The sequence below is a fragment of the Burkholderia sp. HI4860 genome, from assembly GCF_002223045.2.
Classification (GTDB): Bacteria; Pseudomonadota; Gammaproteobacteria; order Burkholderiales; family Burkholderiaceae; genus Burkholderia.
Map to the genome: position 1 here is coordinate 1557511 of NZ_NKFO02000003.1, position 13682 is coordinate 1571192.

A 13682-nucleotide genomic window follows, 5' to 3' on the forward strand; every position below is an offset into this window, starting at 1 on the left:
CGGCCGCGGCGTGGGATCGTGTCGTGGCGCGCCCGGCGCGGTGTCCGACGCAGCGAGACGCCGGCCGGTCGCCCGATACGAAGCGCACGGCGCGCGCACCGCACGACCACCGAATCGTGTGCGCAAAAAAACCGGGCGCCCTTTCGGACGCCCGGTTTCCACGACGGCTACCGACCTGCGCTCATCGCGGCAGGTTCGAATGCCCCATCAGATACGCATCGACCGAGCGTGCGCACTGGCGGCCTTCGCGGATCGCCCACACCACGAGCGACTGGCCGCGGCGCATGTCGCCCGCCGCGAACACCTTGTCGACCGACGTGTAGTACGAACGATCGCCTTCGGTCGCCGCACGCGCATTGCCGCGCGCATCCTTCGCGACGCCGAATGCCTCCAGCACGGGCGCTGCCGGCTGTGTGAAGCCCATCGCGAGCAGCACGAGGTCGGCCTTCATCTCGAACTCGGAACCCGGCACTTCCTGCATCTTGCCGTCCTTCCACTCGACGCGCACCGCGATCAGCTTCTCGACCTTGCCGTTCTTGCCTTCGAGACGCTTCGTCGCGACCGCCCAGTCGCGCTCGCAACCTTCCTCGTGCGACGACGACGTGCGCAGCTTGATCGGCCAGTACGGCCACACCAGCGGCTTGTTTTCCTCTTCCGGCGGCTGCGGCAGCAGCTCGAACTGCGTGACCTGCTTCGCACCGTGACGGTTCGACGTGCCGACGCAGTCCGAACCCGTGTCGCCACCACCGATCACGATCACGTGCTTGCCCTTCGCGAGCAGCTGGTCGACGAGCTTGTCGCCCGCGTTCACGCGGTTCTGCTGCGGCAGGAAGTCCATCGCGAAATGCACGCCCGCGAGTTCGCGGCCCGGCACCGGCAGGTCGCGCGGCGTTTCCGAACCGCCGGCGATCACGACCGCGTCGAATTCTTCCTTCAGCGTGTCCGGCGAGATGGTTTCCTTCGCGAGACTGCCGATCGACTCGGGCAGCGGATCCTTGCCGATGAACACGCTGGTGCGGAACGTCACGCCTTCCGCTTCCATCTGGCGCATGCGGCGGTCGATCAGCCACTTCTCGAGCTTGAAATCGGGGATCCCGTAACGCAGCAGGCCGCCGACCCGGTCGTTCTTCTCGAACACCGTCACGTCGTGGCCTGCACGCGCGAGCTGCTGCGCGGCGGCGAGGCCCGCAGGGCCCGAACCGACGACCGCGACCTTCTTGCCCGTCTTGTGCTCGGCCGGCAGCGGCTTCACCCAGCCTTCCGCCCAGGCCTTGTCGATGATCGCGTGCTCGATCGACTTGATGCCGACCGGGTCGTTGTTGATCCCGAGCGTGCAAGCTGCCTCGCACGGCGCCGGGCAGATGCGGCCCGTGAATTCCGGGAAGTTGTTGGTCGAATGCAGGACTTCGATCGCCTGCTGCCAGTCCTGGCGATAAACGAGATCGTTGAAGTCCGGAATGATGTTGTTGACCGGGCAGCCGTTGTTGCAGAACGGGATGCCGCAATCCATGCAGCGCGCGCCCTGGACCTTCGCGTCCGCGTCGGTCAGTGCCGCGACGAATTCCTTGTAGTGCTTCACGCGCGTGAGCGGTGCTTCGTACGCCTCGTGGCGGCGTTCGAACTCCAGAAAACCGGTTGCCTTGCCCATAAGGTGCTCTTCTGTTCGGTGTATCGGGTGGGGGAGCCGCGCGCGGCAGTCAGGCGCGCGCGGCATTCGCTATGTCGTTCGTCGCTCAGGCGGCCAATTCTTCCTTCGCCGCCTTCTTCGCACCGATCTCGCCCAGCGCGCGCTTGTATTCGTGCGGGAACACCTTCACGAACTGGCGGCGCGCCGCGTCCCAGTTTTCCAGCAGCGACTTCGCGCGCGGCGAACCCGTGAACTGGAAATGACGCTCGACGAGCCCCTTGAGCAGCGCTTCGTCCGTCGTGCCTTCGTGCCAGAGCGCGCGGTCGACCGTGCGCTCCTGCTCGGCCTGCTGCAGCACCGGCTCGAGCGCGACCATCGACTTGTTGCACTTCGCCGCGAACGTGCCTTCCGGATCGTAGATGTACGCGAGACCGCCCGACATGCCGGCCGCGAAGTTGCGCCCGGTCTCGCCGAGCACGACGACCGTGCCGCCCGTCATGTATTCGCAACCGTGGTCGCCCGTGCCTTCGACGACTGCCGTCGCGCCCGAGTTGCGCACGCAGAAGCGCTCGCCCGCCACGCCGCGGAAGAACGATTCGCCTTCGATCGCGCCGTACATCACCGTGTTGCCGCAGATGATGTTTTCCTCGGACTTGCCGCGGAAGTCGTTGGTCGGGCGGATGATGATCCGGCCGCCCGACAGGCCCTTGCCGACGTAGTCGTTGCCGTCGCCGACGAGGTCGAGCGTCACGCCCTTCGCGAGGAACGCGCCGAAGCTCTGGCCGGCCGTGCCCTTCAGCTGGATGTGCACCGCGTCGTCGGCCAGGCCCTCGTGGCCGTGCTTCTTCGCGATCACGCCCGACAGCATCGCGCCGACCGTCCGGTTCACGTTGCGCACCGGCTGGATGAACGACACATGCTCGCCGTTCTCGATCGCGGCCTTCGCCTTCTCGATCAGCACGTGGTCGAGCGCGCGCTCGAGGCCGTGATCCTGCACGTCGACGTGACGCGGCGCGACGTCCTCGCATTCTTCCGGCTGGTAGAACACGCGCGAGAAGTCGAGGCCCTTCGCCTTCCAGTGCTCGATGCCCTTGCGGGTGTCGAGCAGGTCGGCGCGGCCGATCAGGTCATCGAACTTCGCGACGCCGAGCTGCGCCATGATCTCGCGCACTTCCTCGGCGACGAAGAAGAAGTAGTTCACGACGTGCTCGGGCTGGCCCTTGAACTTCGCACGCAGCACCGGATCCTGCGTCGCGACGCCGACCGGGCACGTGTTCAGGTGGCACTTGCGCATCATGATGCAGCCTTCGACGACGAGCGGCGCCGTCGCGAAGCCGAATTCATCCGCGCCGAGCAGCGCGCCGATCACGACGTCGCGGCCCGTCTTCATCTGGCCGTCGGCCTGCACGCGGATACGGCCGCGCAGGCGGTTCAGCACCAGTGTCTGCTGCGTTTCGGCCAGGCCGAGTTCCCACGGCGTGCCTGCGTGCTTGACCGACGACAGCGGCGACGCACCCGTGCCGCCGTCATGGCCGGCGATCACGACGTGATCGGCCTTCGCCTTCGCGACACCGGCCGCGACCGTGCCGACACCCACTTCCGACACGAGCTTCACGGAGATGCTCGCGCTCGGGTTCACGTTCTTCAGGTCGTGGATCAGCTGCGCCAGATCCTCGATCGAGTAGATGTCGTGGTGCGGCGGCGGCGAGATCAGGCCGACGCCCGGCACCGAGTAACGCAGCTTGCCGATGTATTCGGATACCTTGTGGCCCGGCAGCTGGCCGCCTTCGCCCGGCTTCGCGCCCTGCGCCATCTTGATCTGGATCTGGTCGGCCGACGCGAGGTACTCGGCGGTGACGCCGAAGCGGCCCGACGCGACCTGCTTGATCTTCGAGCGCAGCGAATCGCCATCCTTCAGCGGAATGTCGCTGACGATTTCATCGCCGATCACCGACTTCAGCGTCTCGCCCGACTTGATCGGGATGCCGCGCAGTTCGTTGCGGTAACGCTTCTCGTCTTCGCCGCCTTCGCCGGTGTTCGACTTGCCGCCGATCCGGTTCATCGCGATCGCAAGCGTTGCGTGCGCTTCGGTGCTGATCGAACCGAGCGACATCGCGCCCGTCGCGAAGCGCTTGACGATGTCCTTCGCCGGTTCGACGTCGTCGATCGGGATCGCCTTGGTCGGCTCGACCTTGAACTCGAACAGGCCGCGGAACGTCATGTGACGCTTGGTCTGGTCGTTGATCAGGTGCGCGTATTCCTTGTACGTCTGGTACGAATTGCTGCGCGTCGCGTGCTGCAGCTTCGCGATCGAATCCGGCGTCCACATGTGGTCTTCGCCACGCACGCGGTACGCGTACTCGCCGCCCGCGTCGAGCATGTCGCGCAGGACCGGGCTGTCGCCGAACGCATCGCGGTGCAGGCGGATCGCCTCTTCCGCGACTTCGAACAGGCCGATGCCGCCGACCTTCGACGCCGTGCCCTTGAAGTACTTCTCGACGAGGTCGCTCGACAAGCCGAGCGCTTCGAAGATCTGCGCGCCCGTGTACGACATGTACGTCGAGATGCCCATCTTCGACATCACCTTCTGCAGGCCCTTGCCGACTGCCTTCGTGAAGTTGTAGACAGCCTTCTCCGGCGACAGGTCGCCCGGTAGCCCTTCGGCCATCTTCGCGAGCGTTTCCATCGCGAGGTACGGGTGCACGGCTTCCGCGCCGTAGCCCGCGAGCAGCGCGAAGTGGTGCGTTTCACGCGCGGAGCCCGTCTCGACGACGAGGCCCGTGCTCGTGCGCAGCCCTTGCTGGACGAGGTGCGAGTGGATCGCCGACGTGGCGAGCAGCGCCGGAATCGCGACATGCTCGGCGTCCGTCTTGCGGTCCGACACGATCAGCATGTTGTAGCCCGACTTCACCGCGTCGACGGCTTCCGCGCACAGCGACGCGAGGCGTGCTTCGATGCCTTCCTTGCCCCACGCGACCGGGTAGCAGATGTTCAGTTCGTATGCGCTGAACTTGCCGCCCGTGTACTGGTCGATCGCGCGGATCTTCGCGATGTCCTTGAAGTCGAGCACCGGCTGCGACACTTCGAGACGCATCGGCGGGTTGATGTTGTTCGTGTCGAGCAGGTTCGGCTTCGGGCCGATGAACGACACGAGCGACATGACCATGTTCTCGCGGATCGGGTCGATCGGCGGGTTCGTGACCTGCGCGAACAGCTGCTTGAAGTAGTGATAGAGCGTCTTGTTCTTGTTCGACATCACCGCGAGCGGCGAGTCGTTGCCCATCGAACCGACGGCTTCCTCGCCCTGCTGCGCCATCGGCGCCATCAGGAACTTCAGGTCTTCCTGCGTATAGCCGAACGCCTGCTGGCGGTCGAGCAGCGCGGCGCCCTGCGTGCGGCCGGCCGCGACTTCCTCGGCCTTCGGCTCGATCTCGTCGAGCTTGATGCGCACGGCGTCGATCCAGCTCTTGTACGGCTTCGCGTTCGCGAGGTTGTCCTTCAGTTCCTTGTCGTCGATGATGCGGCCGTGCTCCATGTCGATCAGGAACATCTTGCCCGGCTGCAGGCGCCACTTCTTGACGATCTTCGATTCAGGGATCGGCAGCGTGCCGGCTTCCGACGCCATGATCACGAGGTCGTCGTCGGTGACGATGTAGCGCGCCGGACGCAGGCCGTTACGGTCGAGCGTCGCGCCGATCTGGCGGCCGTCGGTGAACGCGATCGCGGCCGGGCCGTCCCACGGCTCCATCATCGCGGCGTGGTATTCGTAGAACGCGCGGCGGTTCTCGTCCATCAGCGTGTGCTGTTCCCATGCTTCCGGGATCATCATCATCACCGCGTGCACGAGCGGGTAGCCGGCCATCACCAGCAACTCGAGACAGTTGTCGAACGACGCGGTATCCGACTGGCCCGGGTAGATCAGCGGCCACAGCTTCGGCAGGTCGTCGGCGAGCACGTGCGATGCGATCGCGCCGGTACGCGCGTTCAGCCAGTTCACGTTGCCCTTCACGGTGTTGATCTCGCCGTTGTGCGCGATCATCCGGTACGGGTGAGCCAGTTCCCACGCCGGGAACGTGTTGGTCGAGAAGCGCTGGTGCACGAGCGCGAGAGCGGACACGACGCGCGTGTCCTGCAGGTCGCGGTAGTACACGCCGACCTGGCCCGCGAGCAGCAGCCCCTTGTAGACGATCGTGCGCGCCGACATCGACGGCACGAAGTATTCCTTGCCGTGCTTGAGCTTCAGCGCCTGGATGCGGTGGCTCGCCGTCTTGCGGATCACGTACAACTTCCGCTCGAGCGCGTCCGTCACCATGATGTCCTTGCCGCGGCCGATGAAGATCTGGCGGATCAGCGGCTCGCTCGCCTTGACCGTCGGCGAAATCGGCATCGCATGGTCGACCGGCACGTCGCGCCAGCCGAGCACGACCTGGCCTTCGGCCTTCACCGTCCGCTCGAGCTCCTGCTCGCATGCGAGACGCGACGCGTTTTCCTTCGGCAGGAAGATCATGCCGACCCCATATTCACCCGCCGGCGGCAGCTGCACGCCCTGCTTCGCCATTTCCTCGCGATAGAACGCGTCCGGAATCTGGATCAGGATGCCCGCGCCGTCACCCATCAGCGGATCGGCGCCGACCGCGCCACGGTGATCGAGGTTCTCGAGGATCTTCAGACCCTGCTGAATGATCTCGTGGCTCTTCTTGCCCTTGATGTGAGCGACGAAGCCGACGCCACAGGCGTCGTGTTCGTTTTGCGGGTCATACAGACCTTGTGCGGCGGGCACCGCGGCGAGCGGCTGCTGGTGGTCGTTCATGGGGACACCGTCGTAAAGGGGGCCTGGAGGCCGTTGAACCATTTTCTTGTTGCCGTCGATCCCGCTCCCGGCGGGAGACGGCGCGGCCGACCGTGGATGGGCATGCTTCGCCCGGGCCACCGGAATTCGGAATATACGCGACGAATCAAAGGAATAGCAACAAAAACCGCTTGATCGAACCCCAATAAAATGGATGCCTCGATCTGGTGCCGTTTTATTGGGGCTGTATCGTTTTGGTGCAAAAAGAAGCGGCGCCCGCAGCGCCGCCTCCTGAACTGCCGTTCCTGCTTTATTGCTGGATCGGCGGCGTGTTTTCACGCACCTTTCTGGGGCGTCCGCGCGGCAGCGGCGACACGCGCCGGTTCGCGGTACGCGCCGCCCATTCGCGATAATTCTCGCCGCCGAGCACCCAGCCCTTCAACGTCGCCTGCTGCAGCTGGTCGGCCTGGCGCTCGTCGAGCGGCTGCTCGCACAGCTCCTTGTACGCGCGCTGGCGGTCGAACGGCGTATTGCCGAGCGCCCAGTAGAGCGGATGGTCGGTGATCAGGCTGTCGACGGTGAGCCCGACGTGGTGCCGGTAGCTCGACCAGCGATAGGCCTCGGGCGTCGCGACGAGCTGCGCGCGCACCGGGCTCATCTCGACCACGCGGCTCGCGAGCAGGAAATAGCGCTCGCCTTCGATCACGGTCGCGCGATAGCGGCCTTCCCACAGGGTGCCGCGCCGCGAGTAGCGGCGGTTGAAATGCGCGACGTAGCGGCGACCGACGGCCTGCATCGCTTTCGGCAGGCTCGCTTCGTCGCTCGGCGTCACGAGCAGTTGCACCTGGCGCGGCAGCAGCACGTAGGCGTGCACCGACAGGTGATGATCGCGCGCGGCGGCCTTCAGGCAATCGATGAAGAGTTCGTAGTCCTGGTCGTCGACGAACGCGGGTTGCTGATCCAGGCCGCGCAGTATCACGTGCTGCGGCTGGTCGGGAACGTAGAGTCGTGCTAACCGTGCCATGCTGAATGTCCGTTTGAACGCGTTAGGAAATACCCTGGGGTCCGAAATTGCGCACCTGCGTAGAATGCCTTTCCCCGCGGGGCGCGAAAGCGTACGGTCGTACGAAACCTAGGGAGAAAACTCTAACTTACGAGCTTGTTTGGTTTTAAACGCAGTCGTCATAATGAGCACGCCTTTGATCGGAGGAGACACAATGAAACGAAAACTGGCCATTACGGGGGCCGCAGCGCTCGCATTCGCTTTCGCGGGCGGTACGGCACATGCACAATCCGCAGGTGATTTCTACGTCAGCACCGGCTGGTTCCACCTTGCGCCGCAGGACAGCAGCGACCCGCTGTTCGTCTACGGCGTAGGCGGCACGCCCATCAACCAATCGATTCCCAACACCGGCGCCGGCATCAACGACGCTGATACGCTTGGACTCGCAACGGGCTACTTCATCACCGACCATATCTCCACCGAGCTCGTTATGGGGATACCGCCGAAGTTCGACATTACCGGCAAGGGTCAGTTCGATAGATTCGGCGTACTCGGCCGTGCGTACCAGTGGAGCCCCGCCGTATTGCTGCGCTACCACTTCAACGACGCCAACGCGAAGTTCCGTCCGTATGTCGGCATCGGCGCGACGTACGTCTGGTTCACCGGCGCAAAGATCACGAACAGCAGCTTCGAGAACGGCGTGCTCGGCGGCCCGACCAGCGCCACGACCAGCAACCAGTGGGCGCCTGTCTTCAACGCCGGCTTCACGTACAACTTCACGAAACACTGGTTCGCAGGCCTGTCGCTCTCGTACATCCCGGTCAGCGTGACGGCGACCTTCACGACGGCCCGCCGGACGCCGGTCGGCACGCTGACGGAAACGTCGAAGGCCCACATCTCGCTGAACCCGATCGTCACGTATCTGAACGTCGGCTACCGCTTCTAAGCGTAGTCGAATATTTGGGGAATGGTTAATCCTGCTGCAATTTGTAGCGGATTTTTCCTGGCGTAACGTCTCCACGATGCAAAACGCCCCGGCGGAAATCCCGTCGGGGCGTCGTTTTTTCGCGTCAGGCACGTTCCGCGCAAGGGTTTCGCCGGCCGTCGGCGCGGCCGTCAGGGGATGGCGATGTCGTCCAGCGCGTCGGGCGCGATCAGATCGATGCGATCCGTGCAGACCGCATCGACACCCCAGCGCGCGAGTTCGCGTGCCCGTTCGAGGTCGTTCACCGTGTAAACCAGGATGCGCAGCCCGGCCGCCTTGATCGCACGCGCGAGCGGTTCGTCGAGCTGTTTGTGGTCTGCATGCAACGAAACGCAGCCGAGCGCGCCGACGACTTGCGCATGCCAATCGTCCGGCACGGCCTCGTAGAGCATCCCGCGCGGCAGCGCAGGCGCCGTCGCGCGTGCCTGTTGCAGCGCATCGAACGAGAACGACGACAGGAGCGGCGGAACCGCGGCATCACGCCAGTACGCAGCCGCGTCGGCCGCCACGCGCTGCCCCGTCTCGCGCTCGCGCCCCGGGCACGGCTTGATCTCGACATTTGCTGCCAGCCCGTGGGCGAGGCAGCGCGCCGCCGCCGCCTCGAGCGTCGGCATCCGCTCGCCCGCGAAGCGCGCGTCGCGCCACGTGCCCGCATCGAGCGCGGCCAGCGCCGCATAACGCATGCCCGCCGCCGCGCCGTGACCGTTCGAGGTCCGGTCGACCGTGTCGTCGTGCAGCAGGAACGTCACGTCGTCGGCCGACAGCTTCGCGTCGAACTCGACCATCCGGTGGCCACGGCGCGCGCCCTCGTCGAGCGCGGCGAGCGTGTTCTCCGGCGCGAGCGTGCCGCCGCCGCGATGGGCGACGACGCGCGGATAAGGCCACCAGTCGGTACGGGTCGTCATCGTCGGTCTCTCGGCAAGGTCAGCGGGTTCAGCCGGCACGCTTGCCGGTCTCGGGATCGAAGAAATGCAGCCGGTGCGCGGGCAGCGCGGCCGCCAGCGCCGTGCCGCGCGCCGGGCGGTCCGCGTGCGGCAGGCGCACCGCGACGTCGTGACTGCCCCACCGTCCGTGCGCGAGATTGTCCGCGCCGAGCAGCTCGCACGAGTCGACCGGCAGCGTCGCCTGCGCGACGCCCGGCTGCGGCGTCATGTGCTCGGGACGCACGCCGAGCACCCAGTCGCGCCCGGTGGCGATCGCCGCGCCGATGCCGGGGGCGCCGGCAACCGGCAGCGTGGGGCCACCGCCCGCGACCGTAAACGTCGCGCCGTCGTCCGACAGCCGGCCGTGCATCAGGTTCATCGCGGGCGAGCCGATGAAGCCCGCGACGAACACCGTCGCCGGCTTCTCGTACACGTCGACCGGCGCGCCGATCTGCTCCGCGTAGCCGCGGTTCATCACGATCACGCGCTGCGCGAGCGTCATCGCCTCGATCTGGTCGTGCGTCACGTAGACGCTCGTCGTCGCGAGTCGCGCATGCAGCCGCTGGATCTCGAGCCGCATCTGCACGCGCAGCTTCGCGTCGAGGTTCGACAACGGCTCGTCGAACAGGAACACCGACGGCTCGCGCACGATCGCGCGCCCCATCGCGACACGCTGCCGCTGGCCGCCCGACAGCTCGCGCGGCCGCCGCGCGAGCAGCGGCTCGAGTTCGAGGATCTTCGCGGCAGCCGCCACCCGCGCGTCGATCGTCGCGCGCTCGATCCCGCGGATCTTCAGCCCGTAGCCCATGTTCTGCGCGACCGTCATGTGCGGGTACAGCGCATAGTTCTGGAACACCATCGCGATGTCGCGATCCTTCGGCTCCAGCGCGTTGACGACGCGCTCGCCGATCGCGATCTCGCCGTCCGTCACCGTCTCGAGCCCCGCGATCATCCGCAGCAACGTCGACTTGCCGCAGCCCGACGGGCCGACCAGCACGATGAATTCGCCGTCGGCGATCTCCACGTCGATGCCATGCAGCACGTGCTGCTTGCCGTCGTAGGATTTCCTGACGCCCTTCAAGCTCAGCGCAGCCATTCTTGGTCTTTCTCCCGGTTGCCGTCCGTCATTTATTTCTCGGAATCGACGAGGCCGCGCACGAACCAGCGCTGCATCGCCAGCACGACGACGAGCGGCGGGATCATTCCCAGCAGCGTCGCCGCCATCACGTATTGCCATTCGGTCGCGGCGTCGCCGCTCGCGATCATCGTCTTGATACCCACCACCGCCGTCGACAGCGACGCCTCCGTCGTGATCAGGATCGGCCACAGATACTGGTTCCAGCCGTAGATGAACGTGATCACGAACAGCGCCGCGATGCTCGTCTTCGACAGCGGCAGCACGACGTCCCAGAAGAACCGCAGCGGCCCCGCGCCGTCGATGCGCGCCGCATCCATCAGCTCGTCGGGCAGCGTCATGAAGAACTGGCGGAACAGGAACGTCGCGGTCGCCGATGCGATCAGCGGCAGCGTGAGCCCCGCGTAGGTGTTCGTCAGGTGCAGCGTCGACACGACCTGCACGGTCGGGAAGATCCGCACTTCCACCGGCAGCATCAGCGTGACGAAGATCAGCCAGAACGCCGTGTTGCGGAACGGGAAGCGGAAATAGACGATCGCGTACGCGGACAGGATCGACACCGCGATCTTGCCCACCGCGATGCCCAGCGCCATCGCGAAGCTGTTCACGAGCAGGCGGCCGAACGGCGCCGTCGTGCCGCCACTGCCGTGCCCCCAGATGTACGCGACGTTCTCGAACAGGTGCGTGCTCGGCACGAGCGACAGCGGCACCGTGAACACTTCCTGCGCGTTCATCGTCGCCGCGCAGAACGCGACGTAGACGGGAAACACGATCAGCACCACACCGGCGATCAGCACCGCGTGGCAGAACAGGTCGAAGCCCTTGCGATTTTCGATCATGCGTATTGCACCCTGCGTTCGACGAAGCGGAACTGGATCACCGTGAGCCCGACGACGATGATCATCAGCACAACCGACTGCGCGCCCGAGCTGCCGATGTCGAGCCCCTGGAAGCCTTCCGCGAAGATCTTGTAGATCAGCGTCTTCGTGCTCTGCGCCGGGCCGCCGCCGGTGGCCGCGTCGATCACCGGGAACGTGTCGAAAAACGCGTAGACGAGGTTCACGACCAGCAGGAAGAAGCTGGTGGGAGACAGCAGCGGCAGCACGATGTTGAAGAAGCGCCGCACCGGCCCGGCGCCGTCGATCGCTGCCGCCTCGATCAGCGAGCGCGGGATCGCCTGCAGGCCCGCATAGAAGAACAGGAAGTTGTAGCTCACCTGTTTCCACACCGACGCGAGCACGACGAGGAACATCGCCTGCCCGCCGTTCAGCGCGTGGTTCCACACGATGCCGCTCTTCGCGAGCGCATAGGTGATCAGGCCGATGCTCGGGTTGAACAGGAACGCCCACAGCACGGCGGCGATCGTCGGCGCGACTGCGTACGGCCAGATCAGCAGCGTGCGGTACACGCGCGCGCCACGGATCACGCGGTCGGCGCACGCGGCGAGAATCAGCGACACGACGAGCCCGCTCACCGTGACGAGCGAGCTGAACACGAGCGTCGTGCGGAACGAATCGAGATACAGCGGATCGGCGAACAGGTGCGTGAAGTTCGCGAGGCCGACGAATTCGCTCGACGTGCCGAACGCATCCTGCATCTGCGTCGACTGCCACAGCGCGACGCCGGCCGGCCACAGGAAGAACACGGCGGTGATCGCGAGCTGCGGCGCGATCAGCAGGTACGGCAGCAGGCTCGTACCAAAACGGGAACGGGATTGCATCGCGGATATCCGGTCAGGCGTAACGGAAAGGGGGTCGTGCCGCCGGCCGGCGCACGCATCCGGACAGGACGCGACGCGGCCGGCGGCACGGTGCGATGCGGGCTCAGCCGCCCGACTTCTCGAAGCGGCGCAGCAGTTCGTCGCCGCGCGACGCGGCCGAATCGAGCGCGTCCTTCGGCGATTTCTTCTGCGCCCAGACCTGTTCGAATTCCTCGTCGACCACCGTGCGGATCTGCGGCATGTTGCCCAGGCGCAGCCCCTTCGTGTACGGCAGCGGCGGCTTGTTCAGCATCTGCTTGATCGCGGTTTCGGCGCTCGGGTTCTTCGCGTAGAAGCCCTGCTGGCGCGTGAGGTCGTACGCCGCGGTCGTCACGGGCAGGTAGCCCGTGTCCTGGTGCCACTTCGCGGCGACGGCCGGCGAAGCCAGGTATGCGAGGAATTTCGCGACGCCCTTGTAGGTCGCCGGATCCTTGCCCGCCAGCACCCACAGGCTCGCACCGCCGATGATCGCGTTCTGCGGCGCGCCCTTCACGTTCGCGTCGTACGGCATCATGCCCGTGCCGTAGCTGAACTTCGCGAACTTCTGCACGTTCGCGAGCGCGCCCGACGACGTCGTCAGGATCCCGCAGTCGCCGCTGTAGAACTTCGCCGACGCTTCATCCTTGCGGCCAGCGTACGTGAACGTGCCGTCCTTCGCCATCTGCTGCAGGAACGAGATGTGTGCGATCTGCTGCGGCTTGTTGAATTCGAGCACCGCGTCGGTACCGTCGAAGCCGTTGTTGCGGCTCGCGAACGGCAGCCCGTGCCACGCGCTGTAGTTCTCGAGCTGGATCCAGCCCTGCCAGCCGGTCGTGAAGCCGCATGCCATCCCCGACTTGCGCAGCTTCTCGGCATCGGCCTGCACGTCGGCCCACGTCTTCGGCGGCTGGTTCGGGTCGAGCCCGGCCTTCTTGAACGCGTCCTTGTTGTAGTACAGCACCGGCGTCGAGCTGTTGAACGGCATCGAAACGAGATGGCCCGTCTTCGCGTCGCTGTAGTAGCTCGCGATGGTCGGCACGAACGCCTTTTCGTCGAGCGGCACGCCGGCCTGCTTGAACACGTCGTAGACCGGCACGACGGCCTTCTTCGCCTGCATCATCGTGGCCGTGCCGACTTCATAGACCTGGAGGATCGCCGGCGCGTTGCCGCTGCGATAGGCGGCGATGCCGGCCGCGAGCGCCTGGTCGTAGGTGCCCTTGAAGACCGGCACGATCTTGTAGTCGCTCTGCGACGCATTGAACTGGTCGGCGATCGCATTGACCCGCTCGCCGAGCGCGGCCTCCATCGCATGCCAGAACTGGATTTCCGTCGCGGCGAGCGCCACGTGCTGCATCCCGAACATCAGCGCGCCGCCGAGCGCGATCGAACGAACCAGTGTCCCCGCAGGCTTCTTCTTCATCGACCTCTCTCCTATGAAAACGTTACCAACAGCGTCTGCAACATTCCCGTCGCCATTGAACC

General features: G+C 65.7%; 9 protein-coding genes. 1 reads left to right on the forward strand and 8 read right to left on the reverse strand.

Translation table 11 applies throughout. The features are described from left to right. Positions 1 to 181 precede the first annotated feature (181 nt). The 3 genes from CFB34_RS22500 to CFB34_RS22510 form a co-directional block, all read right to left on the reverse strand. Complete coding sequence (locus CFB34_RS22500; protein ID WP_039366713.1) at positions 182 to 1648, reverse strand: glutamate synthase subunit beta; 1467 nt, start codon at positions 1646 to 1648, stop codon at positions 182 to 184. 85 nt (positions 1649 to 1733) lie between these two features. After that, a complete protein-coding gene (locus CFB34_RS22505; RefSeq protein ID WP_089439058.1) occupies positions 1734 to 6437 on the reverse strand; it encodes a glutamate synthase-related protein in 4704 nt (1567 codons plus the stop codon). 289 nt (positions 6438 to 6726) lie between these two features. Further along, on the reverse strand, positions 6727 to 7440 hold the full coding sequence (locus CFB34_RS22510; RefSeq protein WP_006477151.1) for a transposase: 714 nt from the start codon (positions 7438 to 7440) through the stop codon (positions 6727 to 6729). A gap of 193 nt (positions 7441 to 7633) precedes the next feature. Here CFB34_RS22510 and CFB34_RS22515 point away from each other — a divergent pair, with 193 nt between their 5' ends. Then, positions 7634 to 8365: an OmpW family outer membrane protein gene (locus CFB34_RS22515; protein WP_089439057.1), complete on the forward strand. Its 732-nt coding sequence runs from the start codon at positions 7634 to 7636 to the stop codon at positions 8363 to 8365. 170 nt (positions 8366 to 8535) lie between these two features. Here the strand turns inward: CFB34_RS22515 and ugpQ are convergent, their stop codons facing one another. From ugpQ to ugpB, 5 genes are all read right to left on the reverse strand, one after another. Further along, the gene (ugpQ, locus tag CFB34_RS22520; protein WP_089439056.1) at positions 8536 to 9309 is read right to left on the reverse strand and encodes a glycerophosphodiester phosphodiesterase; all 774 of its coding nucleotides are present in this window, start codon (positions 9307 to 9309) and stop codon (positions 8536 to 8538) included. Between the two features lie 28 nt (positions 9310 to 9337). Then, a complete protein-coding gene (locus CFB34_RS22525) occupies positions 9338 to 10423 on the reverse strand; it encodes a sn-glycerol-3-phosphate import ATP-binding protein UgpC (protein WP_089439055.1) in 1086 nt (361 codons plus the stop codon). A 32-nt stretch (positions 10424 to 10455) separates the two neighbouring features. Further along, positions 10456 to 11301: a sn-glycerol-3-phosphate ABC transporter permease UgpE gene (gene ugpE, locus CFB34_RS22530; RefSeq protein ID WP_039366729.1), complete on the reverse strand. Its 846-nt coding sequence runs from the start codon at positions 11299 to 11301 to the stop codon at positions 10456 to 10458. Next, positions 11298 to 12182 carry a sn-glycerol-3-phosphate ABC transporter permease UgpA gene (ugpA, locus tag CFB34_RS22535; protein WP_039366730.1) on the reverse strand — a complete coding sequence of 295 codons (885 nt, stop codon included), beginning with the start codon at positions 12180 to 12182 and terminating at the stop codon, positions 11298 to 11300. The genes ugpE and ugpA overlap by 4 nt, the downstream gene beginning before the upstream one ends. A gap of 103 nt (positions 12183 to 12285) precedes the next feature. Further along, positions 12286 to 13620: a sn-glycerol-3-phosphate ABC transporter substrate-binding protein UgpB gene (gene ugpB / locus CFB34_RS22540; RefSeq protein WP_089439054.1), complete on the reverse strand. Its 1335-nt coding sequence runs from the start codon at positions 13618 to 13620 to the stop codon at positions 12286 to 12288. Positions 13621 to 13682: the final 62 nt, after the last annotated feature.